Source organism: Streptomyces sp. NPDC051563 (assembly GCF_044454225.1).
Classification (GTDB): Bacteria; Actinomycetota; Actinomycetes; order Streptomycetales; family Streptomycetaceae; genus Streptomyces.
The window spans coordinates 19,405-40,406 of sequence record NZ_JBITDL010000018.1; the positions used below are offsets into that span (position 1 = coordinate 19,405).

A 21,002-nucleotide genomic window follows, 5' to 3' on the forward strand; every position below is an offset into this window, starting at 1 on the left:
TCAGGCCTCCTGTTCCACGAGTCGTTCCACCAGGGCGCCGGCCAGCGGCCGCAGGGCGCCGTACGTCCACAGCAACGTGGGGGAGAGCCGCAGGCCGAACTCGGCCTCCAGCCGGTTGCGCAGCTCCAGGCTCATCAGCGAGTCCAGGCCAAGGGACTTGAGCGGGGTCTCCCGGTCGATGGCGTCCGCGGCGATCCGCAGCACCCGGCCGGCGAGCTGCCGTACGCGTTCCTCGACCACCGCGGGCCGGTCCTCGGCGGCGCAACCGGCCAGCAACTGCCGGACGTCGCCGCCCGAGCCCGCTCCCGGGTCCTTCGTGGTACGCAGAAGGCTCCAGCTGGGCCGACCCGCGGCGGCCGGGTACGTCTCGAACCAGCGGCGCGGGTCCAGGGCGACGTACCCGACGACGCTCTCGCCGCCCGTGAGGAACCACTCCAGCGCCTGCCAGGCCTCCGCCGCCTCGAAGCCGTCCATGCCACGGTCGGCGAGCCGGTCGCCGCGTGCCGCGGACCGGGCCGCCAGACCGATGCCGTCGAAGGTGCCCCACTGCACGCTGAGCGCGGGCCGCCCGGCATGGCGCCGGGCCGTGGCCAGTGCGTCCATGTACGTGTTCGCCGCCGCGTAGGCGGACTGCCCGACGTTGCCGACCAGTCCGGCCGCCGAGGAGAACAGGACGAAGAGGTCCAGCGGATCGTTCGCCGTCAGCCGGTCCAGCCCGGCCGCTCCGTCGACCTTGGGCGCCAGCACCCGGGCCACCCCAGCCTCGTCGAGGTTGCGCACCACGGCGTCCGACAGGACACCGGCCGCGTGGAAGACGCCGCGCAGCACCGGGAGTTCGGCCCGGACCCGGGCGAGGGCCAGGTCCAGGGACGTGCTGTCGGCGACGTCGGCGTGGACCACCGATACCCGGGCGCCAGCCTCGCGGAGCGCCGCGACGCGATCCGCGGCCTGCGCGCCCGGCGCCGAGCGGCCCAGCAGGGCCAGGGCCGTCGCCCCGCGCTCCACCAAGTGCTCGGCGAGCGAGAGGCCGAGGTCACCCAGGCCGCCGGTGATCAGGTAGGTGCCGTCGGCGCGGAACCGGCCGTCCGGCAGCGGATCCGCCACCACCCGGTCCACGGTCTGCGGGCCGTACAGCACGAACTTGCCGATGTGGTTGCCGTGCGACATGGCGCGCAGCGCCTCGGTCGCGTCGTCGAAGGTGTACTGGGTGACGGGCAGCCCCGTGAGCCGGCCCGCCTCCACCTCGTCCCAGACCGCGCGGAAGAGACCGGCGAACCGCTCGGGACGCCGCATCACGAGTCCTTCGAGGTCCACGGCCGCGAAGCTGATGCCCTTGCGGAAGGGCGCGAGGCCCAGCGTGCGCTCCCCGTGGATGTCCTTCTTGCCGACCTCGACGAAGCGGCCGTCCTCGGCGAGCACTTCCAGCCCGTGCGTGATGGCGGCGCCGGTCAGCGAGTTGAGGACGACGTCGACGCCCCGGCCGCCGGTGCAGGTGCGTACGGCGTCCGCCCAGGACAGCTCGCGTGAGTCGAAGACGTGCTCGACGCCCAGCTCCCGCAGGTAGGCGCGCTTCGCCGCGCTGCCCGCCGTGGCGATGACCTCGGCTCCCAGCATCCGGGCCACCTGCACCGCGGCCAGGCCCAGGCCGCCGGCCGCGGAGTGGATCAGTACGGTCTCGCCGGGCTCCGTCCGCGCCAGGTCGCGCAGCGCGTACCAGGCGGTGGCCAGGACCAGGGGCAGCGCGGCGGCGTCCTCCTGCGTCATCACCTCCGGCACGGGCCGTGCGTGGTCGGCGCGGACGGTCACGTGCGAGACGATCGCGCCGAAGACGCACGCCACCACCCGGTCGCCGATGCGGAAGCCGGTCGTACCGTGGCCCACGGACACGACCCGGCCCGAGCAGTCCCCGCCGAGCAGGTCCTTGCCGCCCGCCTCATCGGGGTACGTGCCCACCGCTTTCATCACGTCGATGAAGTTGAGGGAGGCCGCGTCCACCTCGATCTCGATCTCGCCCGGTCCCGGCGCGCGGCGCGTCAACGGCAGGTAGCGCAGTGACTCCCACAGGCCCGGCCGCGGGCCGGGGTGCAGCCGGAAGGGCTGGCGGACCGTGTACGGGAGGGGAGCGCCGGTGTCGTCCGGCCGGTGCCCGCCCCGCTCCAGGCGGCCCGCCAGCCGCAGGCCCGCGCGCTGCAGGACCTGGTCCTCGCGATCGGCGTCCAGCAGTTCGCATACGACACCCGCCGCCCACCGCTCCTCGCGCGCGGTGTCCACCAGCCGAGCCGCGAGACCCGGGTGCTCGCCCTGCAGCACCCGTACGAAACCCCAGTACAGGGCAGCCCCGGGGTCGGGCATCTCGGCGGCCGAGGCGGCCTGCGCCCGCGTGGTGAGCACGGTCAGGCGGGGCGCCACAGGCCGGTCCGAGCAGGCGGCGGCGAGCGCGCCGAGGTCGAGCAGGCCCGCCCGTTGCTCCGCCTCGCCCGCCGCGCGGTCCGGGGCGACGAACACGACCTCCCCGCCGTCGGCGGCACGCAGCGCCTCGGCCCAGTCCGCAGGGTCGGCAGTGGCGGACCGCGGCCCCGTCGCGGTGCTGGCGCCCAGCGCGTCGCCCAGCTCCCGGACGGCGGGCGCGGCCGACTCCGGGCCGCACACCAGCCACGGGCCCTGTGTCTGCTCCTGCCCCAGGTCCTGGCCGGTCCCCGCGTACTCCTGCTCGTGGAAGCCGAAGCGGTGCACGCGCTCGGGGGCCGGCGCGGACCGGTCGCCCGAGAGCAGCCGACGCAGTTCCAGCCCGGTCACCCGGGCGACGGGCTGGCGGTCGGATCCGTACAGGTCCAGGTCGAAGAGCCCGTCGGGCCGCCGCCGGGCGTGCACCCACAGCTCGGTGAGGTCCGAGGGCCGTCCCGGCAGCAGGGCGAGCTGCTCAATGGCGACGGGCACCACGGTGTCCTCGTGCCCGCACAGTGCGAGGGAGAGCTGGAACGCCCCGTCCCACAGGGCGGGGTGCAGTACGAACCGGCGAGCGCCGGGCCGGCACTGTTCGGCGAGGACCACCCGGCCGAGCGTCTCGTCGCCGCGCACGCGCAGTTCCCGTACGCCTTGGAAGGCGGGACCGTACTGGAGGCCGCGCTCGGTGCAGGCCCGGTAGAACTCGCCGCCGTCGACGGCCTGTTCGGCCAGCAGGGCGAAGGGGAAGTCGGGTACGGAGGCCTGTTCGCCGCGGTAGGAGGCGCGGGCCGTCATGTGCCGCGTCCAGCCGTCGGCCCCGTCGGCCAGGGACAGCACCTCCAGGCCGGCGCCCTCGCCGCCGTCCTCGCGCCATACGCCGCCCAGGTGCAGGCCGCCGTCCGCGAGGGTCATGTCGCTCAGGAAGGACAGGCCGCGCAGCGACTGCGGGACTCCGCCGGTCTGGGCGGCCGCCGTGCCCAGGCACAGTTCGACGCAGGCCGCCGCGGGCACGACGACGGCGCCGTCCACCCGGTGGTCGGCGAGCCAGGGGTGGGAGCCGGTGCCGATCTCGGTGGTGCCGTGCCAGGTCCCCGCCTCGGTCGGCAGCGGAACGAGCGGGAAGGCGAAGGCAGCCGACCGGCCCGCACCGCGCTGCGCCGCACCGACCCAGTAGCTCTCGCGCTGCCACGGGTAGGCGGGCACTCCCGCGTCGCGTGAGGCCGGGCGGCGGCCGTAGGGGGTCAGCCCCGCCACGTGGCCCTCCGCGAAGCTCTCGGCCAGGTCCCCGGGGGCGCCGCGGTCGCGGTGCAGGGTACCCAGCACGGCCGGCGGCTCCTTGCGCAGCGCGCCGAGCCGCTCCAGTGCGGGCACCAGGACGGGGTGGGCGCTGACCTCCACGACATGAGTGACGCCCTGCTCCAGGAGCGCGTCGATGCTCTCGGCGAACGTCACCGGGCGGCACAGGTTCTCCACCCAGTACGAGCCGTCCATCTCCGGACCGTCCAGTACGACGGTGCGCACCGTGGACATCAGCGGGATCCCGCCCTTGCCCGGCCGCACCGGGGCCAGTACCTCGTGCAGCTCGTCGGCCAGACCGAGCATGAGCGGGCTGTGGGACGCGTAGTCCACGTTGACCAGCCGGCAGTACGTGCCGTCCGCTTCGAGGAGTTCCTTCAGCAGCAGCACCGAGTCGCCGTCGCCGGACAGCACACAGGAGCCGGGGCCGTTGTGCGCGGCGAGCGCCACGCAGTCCTCGAAGCCCTCCAGGGCGGCGGCGGCCGAGTCCGCGTCCAGGTCCACAGCGAGCATGCGGCCGTTGCCCGCAGCCGTACGGAGCAGGACGGCGCTGCGGCGTGCCACGACCAGGGCGGCGTCCTCCAGCGAGAGGATGCCCGCCACGGTGGCGGCGGCGATCTCGCCCTGGCTGTGGCCGACGACCACGTCCGGCTCGACGCCGGCGGCGCGCCAGGCGGCGGCGAGGGCCACGGAGACCGCCCACAGCACCGGCTGGACGATGTCCACGCGCCCCATCCAGGCGTCCCCGTCGCGGCCGGTGAGCACATCGGTCAAGGACCATGCGGTGTGCGGGGCGAGCGCCGTGGCGCACCGGTCGATCACGGAGGCGAAGGCGGGGTCCTCGGCGTACAGGCGGGTGCCCATGGAGGCCCACTGCGAGCCCTGGCCGGGGAAGACGAAGGCGGTACGGCCGCCTCGGCGGGCCCGGCCGGTGACCGTGCCCGCCGAGGCGGCCTCCGGCTCGGCCGTGTAGGCGTCGAGCGCCGCGCGCAGCCCGTCGCCGTCCGTGGCGACGAGGCCCGCGCGGAAGGGGAACTGGTCGCGCTGCCAGCCCAGCGTCGCGGCGATCTCCCGCGGATCGGCGCCGGGCCGGTCGAGGGCGCCCCGCACGTCGCGGGCGCGCTGCACCAGCGCGGCCTGGCTGTGGGCGCTCAGCGGCAGCACGAAGGGCGCGTCGAAGTCGGCCGTGCCCGCAGCCTCGTCCGCGGTGTCGTCCGCGACCGGCGGGGCGGCGGTGATCACGGCGTGGGCGTTCGTGCCACCCCAGCCGAAGGAGCTGACGCCCAGGTAGACCGGGCCGTCCGTGGGCAGCTTCAGCGGTTCCCGCACGACTTCGAGACCCAGTTCGTCGAAGGGGATGTCCGGGTTCAGCTGGGCCGAGTGCAGGCTCGGCGGCACGACGCCGTTCTTCAGCGAGAGCACCGCCTTGAAGAGGCCCGCGAGTGCGGCCACGGGTTCCAGGTGGCCGATGTTGGTCTTCACCGAGCCGATGCCGAGCGGCCGGCCCGCGCGTTCGGGGGCCCGGCCCAGCACCTTGCCGAGGGCCGTCGCCTCGAGCGGGTCACCGACCCGGGTCCCGGTGCCGTGCGCCTCCACGTACGCGACCCGGTCGAGCGGGATGCCGGAGCCCTCGTAGACGCGGCGCAGCAGATCCTCCTGACCGGCCAGGCTGGGCGTCACCAGGCTGGGGCCGCCGCCGTCGTTGTTCGCGGCGGTCCGCACGATCACGGCGTGCACCCGGTCCCCGTCCCGGCGGGCCCGCGCCAGCGTCTTGAGGTAGACGGCGGCGACGCCCTCGCCTCGTACAAACCCGTCGGCCCCGGCGCCGAACGCACTGCACCGGCCCTTCGGCGAGAGGCCGCCGAAGTGGGTGAGCCCGATGGTCACGTCCGGGGTCAGCATCAGGTTGGCCGCGCCGACCAGTGCTCCGTCCACGTCGCCGGTGCGGATGGCCTGGCAGGCCAGGTGCAGGGCGACCAGGGAGGAGGAGCAGCCCGTCTCCAGCGTCAGGCTGGGACCGGTCAGACCGAGGAAGTACGAGATGCGTGCGGAGAGCATGTCGAGAGTGTTGCCGGAGATGGAGTGCTGGGTCGGACGGGCGCCGCGGTCCTCGCGCAGCCGCTCGTAGTCCTGCCACAGGCCGCCGAAGTAGACGCCGGTCCGGGTGCCGCCCAGACTCGCGGTGGGGACACCGGCGTCCTCCAGCGCCAGCCAGCTCGTCTCCAGCATCAGCCGCTGCTGCGGGTCGAGGACCTCGGCCTCGCGCGGCGAGACCCCGAAGAACGCGGCGTCGAACTCGTCGACGCCCTCCAGGAATCCGCCGTGGCGCTGGATCTCCTTCTCCGCGTCCAGGGGCTGATCGGTGTTCCAACGGGCCGCCGGGACGGGGCGGATCGCGTCGCCGCGGTCCATGAGCAGGTCCCAGAACCGGTCCGTGTCGGGAGCGTCGGGGAACCGCCCCGCCATCCCCACGATGGCGATCAGCTCAGCCGGGTCGTGATGCACTTCCTACCTCCGTACGGCGGGGATCCGGAGGTCCGGTGCTCCCTGGTTCGTTCATGGCTTGTGGTACGCGGGCCGGGCGCGGGCCGCGCAGGACCTACAGGCGGCGCACGACCACCGCTGCGGCCTGCCCGTCCTCGTCGGTCGTCAGCACCAGCGCGGGTCTGCTCCCCACGTCCCGCGGGCCGCCGGCCGTCGAAGGGATGCGCCCCTCGGCCAGGGACCGTGCGGCCAGCGCCACTTGGAGCAGGACGGTGGCGCCCGCGCAGTCGCCCAGGGCGTCGAAGGGGCTGTAGACGGCGGTGCCGGCCCCCGTACCCCCGGGCACAGGTGGGTTACCGGCCGCGGAGGAGCAGACCAGGGAGAGGTCCCCGGCCCGCGTCCCGGCCTCGGCCAGTGCCGCGGCGATCGCGGGAGCGGCGGCGCTCCCGCCGTCCGCGCCGCCGCGCAGCGTGCTCAGGCCCGCGATCTCCGCGTGCACCCGCGCACCGCGGGCCCGGGCCCGTGCGGTGTCCTCGACCACGAACACCACCGCGGCCTCACCGGGCGGCGCGTCGGCGCGGCCCGCGGCGAGCCGCAGCGGATCCAGGACGTCCACGGCGGCCACGAGCACGGCCTGCGCCTGCCCGGTACGGACGTAGTCGGCTGCGACGGTCAGTGCGTGGGCCCCCGAACAGCGCCCGGCCGTGACCGTGACGATGCTGCCCTGCGCGCCTGCGGCGATGGACAGGTCCGAGGCCGCGGCGTTCAGGCTGCCCTGCGGACCCGCGTACGGGCTGACCAGTTCGGGGCCGAGGATCAGCCCGTCGCGCATCACCTGCAAGTACCCCGACAGGCCGCCCGCGGCGGTGCCCAGGACGACGGCCGTCTCCTCCGGGTACGGCGTCGTCCCCGACTCGAACCCGGCGTCCTGCCAGGCGAGCATCCCGGCCCGGGAGACGAGCAGGGACTCCCGGCTCAGCGCCCGCAGTCTGCGGCGGCCGAAGGCCGGTACGTCGGGGAGGTCGTCGGCCAGGGCGCCGGCCGCTGCCCGCACGGTTCCCGGGTACAGGCCGTCGGTGGCGGCCGTCTCCGTGAAAGCGGTCCGGCCGGCCAGCAGCGCCTCCCAGGTCGCGTCGAGGCTGCCGCCGAGCGGAGTGGCCAGGGCGATGCCGGTGACGGCGGCCGTGGGGCTCATCGTGCACTCCCTGCTGTGCTCGTAGCGGTGCTCATGCGGGTGAAGACCGTGCATGTGGTGTTGCCCCCGAAGCCGAAGGCGTTGTTGACGGCGACGCGCACCGGGGTCTCGCGCGCTTCCCCGCGTACGACGTCCACGGCGCACTCCGGGTCGAGGTCGACCAGGTTCGCCGTCGGCGGGATCACGCCGTCGCGCAGCGCCAGTACGCACGCCACGGCCTCGATCGCGCTCGCCGCGCCCTGGGTGTGCCCGAGGGCCCCCTTCAGCGAGGTCACGGCGGGCGTCCGCGGACCGAAGACCTCCAGCAGGGCCTGGGCCTCGATCCGGTCGTTGGAGGGGGTGCCAGTGCCGTGCGCGCTGACGTGGTCGACGCGGTCGGGGGAGATTCCGGCCCGCTCTAGGGCCCGCAGCATCGAACGGCGGGCGCCGCTGCCCTGCGGGTGCGGAGCCGTCATGTGATGGGCGTCGGACGCCGAGGCCCAGCCCGCCAGTTCGGCGTAGATGTGCGCGCCGCGGCGGCGGGCGTGCCCGTACGACTCCAGGACCAGCGCGGCGGCGCCCTCGGAGACCACCAGCCCGGCGCGATTCCGGTCGAACGGCCGGAGGCAGTCGGGGGCCAGTGAGCGCAGGCTGGAGAACATCATCATGATCCCGCTGGACAGCTCGTCGACTCCGCCCGCGATCATCACGTCGGCGCGGCCCGCCCGGATGGTGTCCGCGGCGTGGGCCAGCGCGCTGTTGCCCGATGCGCAGGCCGTGGCGACGGTCAGGCCCGGTCCCAGGAAGCCGCGTTCGCGGGCCACCACCGCTGCGAGGTCCACAACCTGCCGGCCGCCGTCGTACGGGGGCGCCCCGGGCTCCGTACCGCGGTGGAAGCCGGTGACGGCCGGTTCCAGCCCGGCGCGGCCGCCGAGCAGTGTGCCCAGGCAGACACCGGCCCGGTAGGGGTCGCCCGTCCACTGGGGGAGCCCGGCGTCGGCCGCCGCGGCCGACACCGCGGCCGTGGCGAGCCGTAGGCCGCGGTCGCCGGCGGCGCGTGGTGCGTCGAAGCCGACGACCTCGCCGGCCAGCCGGGCCGGGAAGTCGGCGGCGTCGGCCCGGCGCAGGGGTGCCGTGCCGACCACTCCCCCTATCGCGGCGTCCCAGAACCCCGCCACGGTCGTGCCGATCGGCGTGAGCACACCGAGCCCGGTGACGACCACCGACGTGGATTTCGTCTGCGCTGCCATCAACGCGCTCCCTCAGTTGCTGATGCCGCCATCGATCCGGATCACTTGTCCTGTGATGTAGGCGGCGCGCTCCGACGCGAGGAAAGCCACTGTGTCGGCCACCTCTTGCGCGGTGCCGATCCGGCGGAGCGGGATCTTGGCGAGGACGCTCTCGCGGGCCTTCGCCGTCATTGCCTCGGTCATATCTGTCGCGATCAGGCCGGGGGCCACCACGTTGGCGCGGACGCCGAACCGGGCCACTTCCTTGGAGAGCGACTTGGTGAAGCCGATGATCCCGGCCTTGGAGGCGGCGTAATTGGCCTGTGTGGCACTGCCGCGGACGCCTGCCACCGAGGACACGGTGACGATGCTTCCCCGGCCCTGCTTCATGAGGGCGAAGACCGCGGCCCGGCAGACGTTGAACGTGCCGGTCAGGTTGGTGTCGATGACGCTGCTCCAGGCCTCCTGGTCCATCGTCACCAGCGATCCGTCGCGGACGATGCCCGCGCTGGTGACCAGGGCGTCGATCTCCCCGAGCCGCTCCTGCGCCCCGTCCAGGAAGCCGCGTACGGCGTCCGCGTCGGTCACGTCCGCGGCCGCGCCGAAAACCCGGCCCCCGTGTTCGGCGGCGAGGCGCTCGATTGCATCGGCGTCGTCGGGCCGGGAACGGTAGCAGTAGGCGACGTCGTAGCCGTCGGTGAGGAATCGCTCCACCACGGCTCGGCCGATGCCGCGTGATCCGCCCGTGACCACCGCGACCTTGCGGCTGTCGTGCTGCGGCATCAGGCGGTCTCGAGCTTCTCGGCCAGCAGGCCGTGCACGGCCTTGAGGGAACGCATCAGCTGGAGGTTCGACTCGCCCATCTTCACCCGGTACTTGCGCTCCAGGGTGACGAGGATCTCCAGTGCCAGCAGGGAGTCGACGTCGAGGTCCTCCCGGAAGTCGGCGGTGTCCGTCACCTCAGCGGTGTCGACGTCCAGGATCTCCGCGATGAGGGTCCGCAGGTCCTCGATGTCCAGGGCGGCGGTGGTGGCGGGGGCGGTGATCTGCTCGGTCATGATCGTTCTCTCCTGGGTCGATGGGCGGTGCGGGGATTAGACGAGGCCTTCGCCGCCGTCGACGTCGATGACGTTGCCGGTCATCCACGAGGAGTCGGTGGCCGAGAGCATGACGACGGCCTCGGCGACGTCCTCGGGAACGGTGAGGCGGCCGTGCGGGTTCGACTTCGAGGCGTGCTCGGCCAGTCCGTCGCTGCCCGGAATGCGCAGCAGCGCCGGGGTGAGGGTCAGGCCCGCGCGCAGGGCGTTCACCGAGACGCCCGAGGGGGCCAGTTCCACGGCCAGCTGGCGCACGTGGGAGGCCAGGGCGGACTTCGCGGCCGACACCGCGCCGTAGCTCGGCATCACGCGGCCGTCGCCGCGGCTGGTGAGCGCGAACACCTTGGCGCCGCGCGGCAGCAGCCCCGCCACGTACAGGTCCCGCACCCAGTAGACGAGGCTGTGGCCCATGACGTCGACGGTCATGTCCATCTGCCGCGGGGTGATGACGTCCTCCTGGCCGTGTTGCGGGAGGAACGGCAGCAGGCTCCCGAACGCGAGGGAGTGCAGCAGCACCCGTACGCCGCCGGGCCCGGTGAGCTCGGCGAGGAGCGGCACCAGCTCGGCGCGGGTCTGCTTGCTGGCGGCGTTGCAGTTGTGGAAGGAGACCTGCACACCCGTGGCGCGCAGCTCCTCCACCAGCTCGTCGACCTCCTCCTGCTGGGCCGCCGTGCCGAAGTGGACGCCGAAGATGTTCGCGCCGTCCTTGGCCATGGCCAGGGCGGTGGCCCGGCCCATGCCGCTGGAGGCGCCCAGGATCAGGCACCACGAGCCCTTGACGGAAGTCAGCATGTGAACCTCTCAGTTGATGAGTTCGGGGTGTGTGTCGAAGCGAGCGCCACGTTGCCCTCGCGGGAGGCGACGACGACCAGGCGCGCGCCACCGCCCGTCGGCAGGGGGCGTTCGGCCAGCCGGACCACCGGGGCGAGCGCCCCGGCCCGCGCCCCGGACCGCTCCGTCGTCACCGGCGCGCGGTCCGCGCACCAGGCGCGCAGTACGCGGGCGACTGTGTCGCCGACGGGCGAAGGATCGGCCAGGAGCTCGACCTCGCAGGGGTCGGGGCCGGTCGCGCGGAGGGCCTCCAGCGCTTTCCGTACGGAGCCCTCCGCCAGCGCGCGGCCCTCCGCGGCGGCTAGCGCCCGCGGCGGGAGGAAGCGCAGTACGGTCCGCAGCACCGCGCCGCTGGCCGGTACGGGCCCGCCGCCCGGGCGCAGGACGAGCAGCGCGGCGCCCGCCTCGGGCTCGGCGTCGCCGGGCCGGGGGTCGGACGCCTCGGCGGCGCCGGCCAGTACCACGGAGCTGCGGCCCGCGGCGAGTTCGCGGCCGGCCAGGTGCAGGGCCTCGAGGCCGGCCACCCGCGGAGAGGTCACCGTCAGGTTGAAGCCCTTGAGCACGTGCTCCGTCGACAGCCGGGCGGTGACGAGGTTGACCGAGAAGTAGGGCACGCTCATCGGGCTCAGCGCGTCGGCCCCTTCGCGGCGGACGGTCTCCAGGAAGCCGGCGTGCAGGGCTGCCACGGCGCTGTTGGTTCCCACGAGCGCGCCGCGGCGCTCCGGTGCGTACCGCTCCGTCTCCTGACCGGATGCGGCGAGGGCCGTGCGGGAGGCCGCCAGCAGGTACTGGCAGGCGGGCGGCAGGTACTTGTGGCCGCGTCCCAGCCGCGTGCGGTGGTCGAACCAGGCCTCGCGCGGGTCGGTTCCGTCCGGCGGCACGACCAGCGCCGCACCGTGGACGACGGACTCGGCCACCACGGCCGGGGGCCTCGGCGTCACCGCGCCTCACCCCCGAACACCATCGTGAAGTTGCTTCCACCGAAGGCGTACGCGTTGACCAGCACGTTCGGCTGCTTCAGCGCGATCGGCCCGCCCTGCGGCAGCCAGACCGGGCACTCGGGATCCGGGTGCTCCAGGGGGATGTTCGGCGGGATCTCGCCGTGCCGGGCCATCTGCGCCGCGGACACGGCGGCGAACGCCGCGGCGGCTCCGGCGGTGTGCCCGATGAAGGCCTTCAGGCTGAACAGCGGAGTGCCAGGGGCATGGCCGCCGAGCACCTCCTGGAGGACCCGGTACTCGATGGCGTCGTTCTGCTGGGTGCCGGTGCCGTGCGGGATGACGCAGCCGATGTCGGCGGGTCCCCGCGCCGCCTCGTCCATGGCCGCGCGGGCCACCCGTACCGGCTGCTCACCGCTCGGATCCGGCGTGGTGGGGTGGTGAGCGTCGCAGCTCCAAGCCGTGCCCAGCACCCTGCCGTACGACGGGCGGCCGGCCGCTGCCCGCGCGGACTGCAGGACCAGCATGGCGGCCCCTTCGCCGAAGACGGTTCCGCTGCGTTCGGCGTCGAAGGGCCGGCAGGTCTCGGAATCGGCCGCGCCGAGCCGGCTGAAGCCGGCCAGCGGAACCCAGGAGATGCCTTCAGCGCCTCCCACCAGCACGGTGTCTGCTTCGCCACGGCGGATCATGTCCACGGCGATGGACAGGGCGTAGCCGCTCGCGGCGCAGGCGTTGCTCACGCTGACGTTCGCACCGAACGCGCCGAGTTCGCCGCCCACCGTGGCGGCGACGGAGAACATCGGCTCCCAGGCACCGGACGGCGGCCAGTCCTCGCCCGTGCCCCGGCCCTCGCGGCCGCCGCTCTCGCCGACGGCCGTGCCGATCACCACGGCCGCCCCGGCGAGCTCGCGAGGCAGCAGGCCCGCGTCCGCCACCGCTTCGCGGGCAGCTCCGAGCGCGAACCGGGCGGCCCGGCCCAGCGCTCCGGACGTGCCGGTCTCCGGGCAGACCCCGTCGGGGACCTGGTAGGCGAGCACGTCCGGTACCCGCTCGGTCAGGCCGGGTACGGCGGTGGGGCGGTGCCCGGCGGCGGCCTTCAGGCCGGCCCAGAACTCGTCCGCGGTGCCGCCGAGGCAGCTGACGGCGCCGAGTCCGGTCACATAGACGTCGGGAACGGCAGCAGGATCCGAAGGGTCCAAGGCGTCCAAGGGGTCAACTCGCTTTCTTCGGATCCGCGGACGACTCCGCGCGGCAGTCGTCGAGCAGCTGGTGGACCGTATCTGCGAACCTCCGGGGCTGCTCGGTCATCGGGAAGTGCCCACAGCCCGGCAGCAGTTCCAGTCGCCCCTGCGGCAGGGCGGCCGCCAGCAGCGCCGCGTCCCGCGGGTCGGCGAAGCGGTCGTTCTCGCCCGCCACGACCAGCACCGGCAGGCCGAGGCCGCGGGTGTCGACGAAGGGGCTGCGCAGATAGCTCTCCCAGAACCGCAGCCAGCCGTACGGGCCGACGCGGTCGCGCACGAGGACGGCCATGTCCCGGCGGGTCTCGGGGGCCAGTTCGCGCACCGGGTTGATCCGCAGCGCCTCCTCGAACACCTCCTGGAAGATGCCCAGGTAGTGGCCGGCGTCGTCCCAGTGGAAGTCGGCCGGGTCCGTGCGGTGGAACGGCGAGACGAGGACCAGGGCGCGCGGCCGCCCGGCGCGCGGGGCGCCGGCGAGGTGCTCGACGGCGAGGGTCGCGGAGAAGGAGTGCGCGATCACGACGTCGGCTCCTCCGGGGACCGCGCGCATCGCAGTGCCGATCCACTCGGCAGGGTCACCGTGATGGCTCCACACGGAATCGCCGCCCGTGCCCCAGGGCAGTTCGGCGGTCCACAACTCAGCTTCGGCCGAAACCAGTTCACGGAAGTCCCGCCAGGTGGTCCCGCTCGCGGCCAGCCCGTGCAGTGCGAGCACGCGCAGCGGGTAGGCGCTCCGTGCAGGTCGGTCCAGCCGGACCGTGACGCGACTCCCGCTCATCCGCACACCGCCCCCGGTCCGTTGCCGTCAGTTGAATGAAAAGAGGCGACGACCGGGAAATTGTGAGTTTCGATCGACGCGGATGGCGAGCGTAACCAGGAGACGCTAAAACGACGCTAAACAACTGCTGTAAAACTGCCCGTTATTGAAGTGCGGGCGGAAGTTAAGGCGGGCTTTAGGGGGTCTTTTAGGCGGCACGTTTAGTCTCTTGCGGAAGCCGAATCAAGGAGAATCCGATGCTCGACAAGGTCATAGACCGGCTGCATGATCCCGCCGTCTACGCCCTGCCCGCCATGGCATTGCTGATCGCCATCGAGATGCTGGCGATGAAGTTCGGCGACGACCACGACGAGCGGCCCGGGTACGACCTCCGCGATCACCGGGCGAGCATCCTCACGGGCTTCGGCGCGCTGGCCTCCTCCACCCTGCTGCGGACCGTGGCCCTGGCGCTCTACCTGTTCGTCTACGAGTACGTCGCGCCCTGGCACCTGTCGTCGACGTCGTGGGCCACCTGGGTCCTGCTCTTCTTCGCCGTGGAGTTCCTTCTCTACTGGTACCACCGTGCCGCGCACGGCATCCGGCTCATCTGGGCCGGGCACCAGGTCCACCACTCCAGCCAGTACTTCAACCTCTCGACTGCTCTGCGCCGCAAGTGGGCCCAGTGGTTCGAGAAGATGATCTGGCTGCCACTGCCGCTCCTGGGCGTGCACCCCGCACTCGTCTTCACCATGCACTCGGTCCACCTGGTGTACGGGCTGTTCGCGCACACCGAGAAGATCGGCAAGCTGCCGCGCCCCATCGAGTACATCTTCGTGACGCCCTCGCACCACCGCGTCCACCACGGCAACGACCCGGAGTACCTGGACAAGAACTTCGGCAGCATCCTCATCTTCTGGGACCGCATCTTCGGCACCTTCCAGCCCGAGGTGCAGCGCCCCACGTACGGCCTGACCAAGCAGCTGGAGACCTTCTCCATCTGGAAGATCCAGGTGCACGAGTTCGGCAACATGTTCCGCGACGTACGCCAGGCGCGCACGCTGCGCCACAAGCTCGGCTACGTCTTCGGCCCGCCCGGCTGGAAGCCCGCCGAGGACCGCGCCGACGCCGGCGGTTCGTCCGGGCAGCCGTCCGGCCTGGTGGCCGCGGGACAGGCGGGTGAAGTTCTCACATGAGCAAGGCGTCCGGACAGACCGCGGCCGCGGAGGGGCAGGTCCTGCCCTCCGCGCCGCGGCGCGGCGTACGGGGGCACCCCTGGCTGACGCTGGTGACCCTGTCGGTCGGGGCCATGATGGTCTCGCTCGACGGGACCATCGTCACCGTGGCCCAGCCGGCCATGCAGGCCGACCTCGGAGCGAGCCTGACCGGCATCCAGTGGGTGACGAACGGCTACCTGCTGGCGGTCGCCGCCCTGCTGATCGCCGCTGGCAAACTCGGTGACCGCTACGGTCACCGCAACGTCTTCCTCATCGGCGCCGCCGGCTTCACGGCCACCTCGGTGGCCATCGGCGCCGCCGGCAGCCTGGGGTGGGTCATCGGCCTGCGCGTCCTCCAGGGGGTGTTCGGCGCGCTGATGCAGCCGGCCACCCTCGGACTGCTGCGCAGCGCCTTCCCAGCCGACCGGCTCAACATGCCGATCGCAGTGCGTAGCGCGGTCATCGCGGCGTCCACCGCGGCCGGCCCCATCGTGGGCGGCCTGCTGGTCGAACACGCCGACTGGAGCTGGGTGTTCTTCCTCAACCTGCCACTGGGCGGGCTGGCCCTGGTGTTGGGCGTCGTCGTCCTGCGCGACGTACGCAACGAGGCCCGGCCCGGCCGGCTGGACCTGCTCGGTATGGCCGCCCTGGGCGGTGCGCTGTGCCTGTTCACCGGCGGCCTGGCCACGATCGCCGACAAGGGCCGTCCCGATGCCCGGACCCTGGCGCTGCTGACCGCGGCGTTGCTGCTGGGCGCATTCTTTGCCTGGTGGGAGCGGCGCGCCGGGGATCCCCTGGTGCCGCTGCGGATCTTCCGGTCGCGGCGGTTCACCGTCGGTGTCCTGACGATGCTCGCCATGGCCTTCGTGATGTTCGGCGCCCCCTTCGTCCTGATCTTCTACCTGCAGAACGTGCTCGCGCTCACCCCGGCCGAGTCGGGTATCCGCGTCCTGGGCCTGACCCTGCTGATGATCGTGGGCGCACCGCCCGCGGCCATGTGGATCAGCCGGTCCGGGCCCCGGGCGCCGGTGGTCGTCGGTCTGCTCGTGACCGCCGCGGCCATGTGCGCCCTGTCCCGCCTGGACGCGCAGTCCGGGACGCTTCAGACGACACTGTGTTTCTTCCTGCTCGGGCTCGGCTTCAGCCCGGTGATGGTCGGCGCCACCAAACTCGTCATCAGCAGCGCACCGGTGGAGCTGTCCGGCGTGGCCGGAGGCATGCAGCAGACGGCCATGCAGGTGGGCGGCAGCGTGGGCACGGCCACCGTGGGCGCCATCGTCGCCGCCCACACCGCTTCCGTCCTGCCCGGACGCCTCGCCGCGGAGGGCATCGAGCTCGCGCCCAGCGCCCTGGACGAGGCGGCCCGCCGGATTACAGTCGGTCTCACCCCTGAGCCGGGGTTGCCGCCGGGGGCGGGAGCCGCGGCGCAGGAAGCCCTGGCCGCGCTCAGCCAGTCGGTGTTCCTGGAGGGCATGCAGTACGCCCTGCTGGCCACCGCGGCGGTGGCGGTCCTGGGTGCGGTCGCCGGCCTCTTCGCGGGACGCGGTCGCGCGAGCGGAGGGCACGGTTCGTGATCGAGCGGATCCTACCCGTCGGCGTGGCCAGTTCGGAGGAGTACGCCGACGTACCCGACTCTCCCCTCTACCCGGAGGAACTGGAAGCGGTGGCGGGGGCCTCCGAGCGGCGCAGGCGGGCCTTCGCCACCGGGCGGCACTGCGCGCGCCGCGCGCTGGACCGCCTCGGCGTGCCCGCCGGGCCGCTTTCCGTGGGCGGCTGGGGAGAACCCCTGTGGCCCGCGGGAGTGGCCGGCGCGATCACCCACTGCGAGGGCTACCGGGCGGCGGCCGCCGCCCGGTCCACGGAGCTGGCAGGACTCGGCATCGACGCCGAACCGCACGTCCCGCTGCCTGCGGGAGTCCTGGAGGCGGTGGCGCTGCCGTACGAGCGCGGCCGGCTGCGGGCACTGGCCCGGGCCCGGCCGGGGCTGCACTGGGACAAGATCCTGTTCAGCGCCAAGGAATCGGTCTACAAGGCGTGGTTCCCGCTCACCGGGCGCTGGCTCGACTTCACGCAGGCCGAACTCCGCTTCCATCCGGACCCGAACCCGGCCGCCACCGCAGGCGAGTTCCATGCCCGCCTGCTGGTCGCCGGCCCGGTGGTGGGCGGCCGTACCGTACGGCATTTCACCGGCCGCTGGCTGGTGGCCGACGGCCTCGTGATCACGGCCGCAAACGTATAAGTATCCGCCACCGTATAAACGGGCGCACCGTATGAACGGCCGCGACCGTATGAATGGCCGCCACCCCTTCGCCTACGGTCTTTTGGATTTCCGGCAATTGCATGATGTGGGCCGCCCCCCACGATGCTGCGCCCCTCACGCACGAATGCGGACGACAGGAGAATCGGCATGACTACTGGGACGACAGAGGTACGCGGGGACCACGGGGCGTCCGGGGCCCGGCAGCTCCGGGACCTGTTCGCCCGCCCGGGCACCGTACGCATCATCGGCGCGCACAACCCGCTCGGTGCCCGCCTCGCCGAGCGCGCCGGCTTCGACGGCGTCTGGTCCAGTGGCCTGGAGGTCTCGGCCTCCCAGGGCGTGCCCGACACCGACATCCTGACCATGAGCGAACTGCTCGCCACGGCATCCTCGTTGGTGGCCGCAGTCGGCGTCCCCGTCGTGGCGGACTGCGACGCCGGCTACGGCAACGCCCACAACGTCATGAACATGATCCGCCGGTACGAGGCGGCCGGCATCGCCGGCGTCTCCATCGAGGACAAGCGTTTCCCGAAGGTCAACAGCTTCATCCCGGGCCGTCAGGAACTGGCCCCGATCGCCGAGTTCTGCGGAAAGCTGCGGGCCGCCAAGGCCGCCCAGACCACCCCGGACCTCATGGTCATCGCCCGGATCGAAGCCCTCATCGCGGGCTGGGGCATGGACGAGGCGCTGCGGCGCGGCGAGGCCTACGCGGCGGCCGGCGCGGACGCCGTGCTGATCCACGCCAAGGGCAGCTCCCCGGAGCCGGTGCTGCGCTTCCTGGAGCGCTGGACCCTGCCGACGCCCGTCGTCGTGGTCCCCACCACCTACCACACCATCACGGCCACCGAACTGGCCGAGGCCGGAGCCAAGATGGTGATCTACGCCAACCATGGCCTGCGCGCGGGCATCGCCGCCGTCACCGAGACCTTTGCGTCGATCCTGCGCGACGACCGCACGACCGGCATCGAGGACCGGATCGCCCCCCTGGCCACCGTCTTCGACCTCCAGGGAATGCCCCTCCAGAAGCGGCACGAGGCCGAGTACATCACCCCGTACGCGAGCCGGGCCCGCGCGGTCGTCGTCCCCGGCCTCCCCACCGCACCCTGCGCGGACCTGCTGGAGGAGCAGAGCACCGCGCTGCGCCGGGCGGACATCGAATCCGTGACGGTCGCCGTGCGCGGCGACCGTACGCGCGCCCCGCAGGACGTGACGCTGCTGCCCGCGCAGGCGGACGCCGCCGGAGCCGTGCTCGCGCTGGACGACGCCTACTTGAGCCGAACCGTGCTGCTCTCCGGCGATGCCTTCGTCGAGGGCGAGCCGCTGCGCCGGCTCGCGGCCGCGGGCAGCGACATCGCCGTCCTTGTCGACGTGTCCGCCGGACTCGGTGCCGAGCGCCGCTCAGATGCCCTGCCGCTGGCCCTCGACTCCGTCGCCCGGGACGGCCGCCGGATCGGCGGGGCATTGGGCAGCGAGGTCCTCGCGGCCGCCGGAGCCGAGGCGGACGTCGAGTTCGCCGGCGCCGCGGCCTTCTCCGCTGCGGGCTTCACCGCGCTGCGCGAGGTCGCCGAGAAGCGCCGCGCCAACGACGCCGAGGCGACCCTGGCCGACCTGCTCACTGACCTGCTCGTCGCGGGCCACCGCGTCCACGCGGTCGAGATCGGTTCCGGCTGGCTGGAACTGCGGACCCCCGAGGACATCAGCCGCGCCACCGAGCTGCTCGCCACCCCGGAGGGCGGCCAGTGAGCACGGTGAGTGCGGTGACCGCCCAGAGCCGCACGGGCGTCCTGGAGGCACGTACCCTCGTCGAGCTGCTCCGAGCCCATGGGCACGGGCCGTTCACCGGCGTGCCCTGCTCCTTCCTCGGCCCGGTCATCTCCTGCCTGGAGGCCGAACACCCGCAGGAGTACGTCATCGCGGCCAACGAGGGCGAAGCCGTCGCCCTGGCCGCTGGTGCCCACCTGGCCGGGCGCCGTCCCGTGGTCATCCTGCAGAATTCGGGGCTGGGCAACACCGTCAATCCGCTGACCTCCCTCTGTCACACCCTGCGCCTGCCCGTCCTGTTGTTCGTCACCTGGCGCGGCCGTCCCGGCCACCCCGACGAGCCGCAGCACGATCTGATGGGCCGGGTCACCCCCCACATGCTGACCGCCATGGACATCCGCAACGAGGTGCTCCCGGACGACCCCGCCCTGCTCGCGCAGCGGCTGGACGCGGCAACCGCGCACATGGACGCGACCGGGCTGCCGTTCGCCTTCATCGTGCCCAAGGGTGCTATCGCCCCGTACGAGACGTCCGGCCGGGCCGCCGACCCGGCCGCCCCGCGGCTGATGAAGCGGGCCGAGGCGATCGGGCACATCGTCTCCGCCATGGACCCGAGCACCCTGCTCGTCGCCACCACCGGCAAGACCGCGCGGGAGCTGGAACGGGACCGGGACCGCCCCGAGAACCTGTACGTCGTCGGCTCCATGGGCTGCGCCTCCAGCGTGGCTCTCGGCGTGGCCATGTACGCCCCGGACCGCCAGGTCGCCGTCCTCGACGGCGACGGCGCCGCGCTCATGCGGCTGGAGGCGATGGCGGCCATCGGCCGCCGTCAGGACACGGACCTGTGCCACGTCCTGCTGGACAACGAGTCCTACGAGTCCACCGGTGGCCAGCCCACCGCCTCCGCCGGCGTGGACTTCGCGGGCATCGCCGCGGCCTGCGGCTACCGGGCCACACACGACGTGTCTGACGCCGATGCCCTGCGCGCCGCGGTGGCGCGCGCCCAGCAGGACGGGGGACCCCAGCTGATCCGCGTACGCATAGCCCCGGGCTCCGACCCGGACCTCGGCCGTCCGGCCCTGGCCCCTCCCGCCTCGGCGGCCCGATTCAAGGAAGCGATCGCCCGATGAACGGCAGCATGCCCGCCCGCCCGGAGCGGCTCGTCCTCATGAACCCCGGCCCCGTCATCACCGACGACCGGGTTCGCGCGGCGCTCTCCGGACCCGACATGTGCCACCGCGAGCCGGAGTTCTCCGGCCTGCTCACCCGCGTACGGCACAAGACCACCCTCGTCTGCGGCGGCGACGAGCGGCACACCTCCGTCGTCCTCACCGGCTCCGGCACCGCCGCCGTCGAGGCGGCCGTCAGCTCGGCCGTGCCCTGGGACGGCGCCCTGCTCGCCATCGACAACGGGCACTACGGGGAGCGGCTGTGGCACATCGCGGACGCCCACGGCATCCGCGCCCACCGGCTCGAACTGGGCTGGGCCACGCCCGTGGACCTCGACGCCGTGGACCGGGCCCTGGCCGCCGACCCGGGCCTCACCCATGTCGGAGTGGTCCACCACGAGACCAGCAGTGGCATGCTCAACGACGTGTCGGCAGTGACCCGGATCGCGCACGCGCACGGCCGCGAGGTCATCGTGGACGCCGTCAGCAGCATCGGCGCGGAACGCATTGGACTCGCCGAGGACGGCATCGACTGGCTGGCGGGCTCGGCCAACAAGTGCCTGGAGGGAGCCCCCGGCCTCGGGTTCGTCAGCGCCGCCAAGGCCGCCTTCGAAGGGCTGGTCGGCGCCCCGCGCCGCAGCTACTACCTCGACCTGCACCGCCACCACACGGCCCAGGAGAAGGCCCAGGCCCCGGCGTTCACCCCCGGCATCCCGGCGTTCTACGCCTTCGACGCTGCCCTCGACCTCGCCCTGGCCGAAGGCCGGGATGCCCGCCACGCACGCTACTCGGGCCTGGCCCGGAGGCTGCGCGACGGCCTGGAGACGCTCGGCCTGGAGATCCTGCTCCCGCCCGGGCAGCGGGCCGCCTCACTCACAGCCGTCCGCCTCCCGGCCGGCACCGGCTACCCCGAACTGCACCGCGGCCTGCGGGCGGAGGGGTTCGTCATCTACAGCGCCCAGGAACAGCTGGCGGCGGACTTCTTCCGGCTTTCGACCATGGGCCGGATGACGGAGCAGGACATCGACCGCTTCCTCGACACGCTCTCCCGCACCCTGTCGGACCGCGGCTGACCCGCGCCCGCACCCGGCAGAACCCGACCATCGAAC

At 73.3% G+C, this 21,002-nt stretch carries 15 protein-coding genes; 6 read left to right on the forward strand and 9 right to left on the reverse strand.

The window, feature by feature from the left end:
- The 9 genes from ACIA8F_RS22045 to ACIA8F_RS22085 form a co-directional block, all read right to left on the reverse strand.
- Window positions 1-6,246 carry an SDR family NAD(P)-dependent oxidoreductase gene (locus ACIA8F_RS22045; protein WP_399381047.1) on the reverse strand — a complete coding sequence of 2,082 codons (6,246 nt, stop codon included), beginning with the start codon at window positions 6,244-6,246 and terminating at the stop codon, window positions 1-3.
- A gap of 94 nt (window positions 6,247-6,340) precedes the next feature.
- On the reverse strand, window positions 6,341-7,420 hold the full coding sequence (locus ACIA8F_RS22050) for a beta-ketoacyl synthase N-terminal-like domain-containing protein (protein ID WP_399381049.1): 1,080 nt from the start codon (window positions 7,418-7,420) through the stop codon (window positions 6,341-6,343).
- Window positions 7,417-8,649, reverse strand: coding sequence for a beta-ketoacyl-[acyl-carrier-protein] synthase family protein (locus tag ACIA8F_RS22055; protein ID WP_399381050.1), 1,233 nt, complete (start codon window positions 8,647-8,649; stop codon window positions 7,417-7,419). Before ACIA8F_RS22055 ends, ACIA8F_RS22050 begins: the two co-directional genes overlap by 4 nt.
- Window positions 8,650-8,661: 12 nt before the next feature.
- Window positions 8,662-9,411: a 3-oxoacyl-ACP reductase FabG gene (gene fabG, locus ACIA8F_RS22060; RefSeq protein ID WP_399381052.1), complete on the reverse strand. Its 750-nt coding sequence runs from the start codon at window positions 9,409-9,411 to the stop codon at window positions 8,662-8,664.
- Window positions 9,411-9,686, reverse strand: a complete 276-nt coding sequence (locus ACIA8F_RS22065) for an acyl carrier protein (RefSeq protein WP_399381053.1) — start codon at window positions 9,684-9,686, stop codon at window positions 9,411-9,413. The genes fabG and ACIA8F_RS22065 overlap by 1 nt, the downstream gene beginning before the upstream one ends.
- A gap of 36 nt (window positions 9,687-9,722) precedes the next feature.
- Window positions 9,723-10,517: an SDR family oxidoreductase gene (locus ACIA8F_RS22070; protein WP_399381054.1), complete on the reverse strand. Its 795-nt coding sequence runs from the start codon at window positions 10,515-10,517 to the stop codon at window positions 9,723-9,725.
- Complete coding sequence (locus tag ACIA8F_RS22075; protein ID WP_399381055.1) at window positions 10,511-11,497, reverse strand: beta-ketoacyl synthase N-terminal-like domain-containing protein; 987 nt, start codon at window positions 11,495-11,497, stop codon at window positions 10,511-10,513. The genes ACIA8F_RS22070 and ACIA8F_RS22075 overlap by 7 nt, the downstream gene beginning before the upstream one ends.
- Window positions 11,494-12,654 carry a beta-ketoacyl-[acyl-carrier-protein] synthase family protein gene (locus tag ACIA8F_RS22080; RefSeq protein WP_399381057.1) on the reverse strand — a complete coding sequence of 387 codons (1,161 nt, stop codon included), beginning with the start codon at window positions 12,652-12,654 and terminating at the stop codon, window positions 11,494-11,496. Before ACIA8F_RS22080 ends, ACIA8F_RS22075 begins: the two co-directional genes overlap by 4 nt.
- 52 nt (window positions 12,655-12,706) lie before the next feature.
- Window positions 12,707-13,510 (reverse strand): alpha/beta fold hydrolase, encoded by an 804-nt coding sequence (locus ACIA8F_RS22085; RefSeq protein WP_399381058.1) that lies wholly within the window; start codon window positions 13,508-13,510, stop codon window positions 12,707-12,709.
- Window positions 13,511-13,746: 236 nt separating this feature from the next.
- On the opposite strand from ACIA8F_RS22085, the gene ACIA8F_RS22090 reads away from it, so the two are divergent.
- The 6 genes from ACIA8F_RS22090 (at window position 13,747) to ACIA8F_RS22115 (ending at window position 20,966) form a co-directional block, all read left to right on the forward strand.
- Window positions 13,747-14,682 (forward strand): sterol desaturase family protein, encoded by a 936-nt coding sequence (locus ACIA8F_RS22090; protein WP_399381060.1) that lies wholly within the window; start codon window positions 13,747-13,749, stop codon window positions 14,680-14,682.
- Window positions 14,679-16,277, forward strand: a complete 1,599-nt coding sequence (locus tag ACIA8F_RS22095) for an MFS transporter (RefSeq protein ID WP_399381062.1) — start codon at window positions 14,679-14,681, stop codon at window positions 16,275-16,277. The genes ACIA8F_RS22090 and ACIA8F_RS22095 overlap by 4 nt, the downstream gene beginning before the upstream one ends.
- Entirely contained in the window at window positions 16,274-16,942 is a 669-nt protein-coding gene (locus tag ACIA8F_RS22100) for a 4'-phosphopantetheinyl transferase (protein ID WP_399381063.1), read from the forward strand. The genes ACIA8F_RS22095 and ACIA8F_RS22100 overlap by 4 nt, the downstream gene beginning before the upstream one ends.
- A gap of 168 nt (window positions 16,943-17,110) precedes the next feature.
- Window positions 17,111-18,706, forward strand: a complete 1,596-nt coding sequence (locus tag ACIA8F_RS22105; protein WP_399381065.1) for an isocitrate lyase/phosphoenolpyruvate mutase family protein — start codon at window positions 17,111-17,113, stop codon at window positions 18,704-18,706.
- A 14-nt stretch (window positions 18,707-18,720) separates the two neighbouring features.
- A complete protein-coding gene (aepY, locus tag ACIA8F_RS22110) occupies window positions 18,721-19,854 on the forward strand; it encodes a phosphonopyruvate decarboxylase (protein ID WP_399381066.1) in 1,134 nt (377 codons plus the stop codon).
- Window positions 19,851-20,966, forward strand: a complete 1,116-nt coding sequence (locus ACIA8F_RS22115; protein WP_399381067.1) for a pyridoxal-phosphate-dependent aminotransferase family protein — start codon at window positions 19,851-19,853, stop codon at window positions 20,964-20,966. The genes aepY and ACIA8F_RS22115 overlap by 4 nt, the downstream gene beginning before the upstream one ends.
- Window positions 20,967-21,002 lie beyond the last annotated feature (36 nt).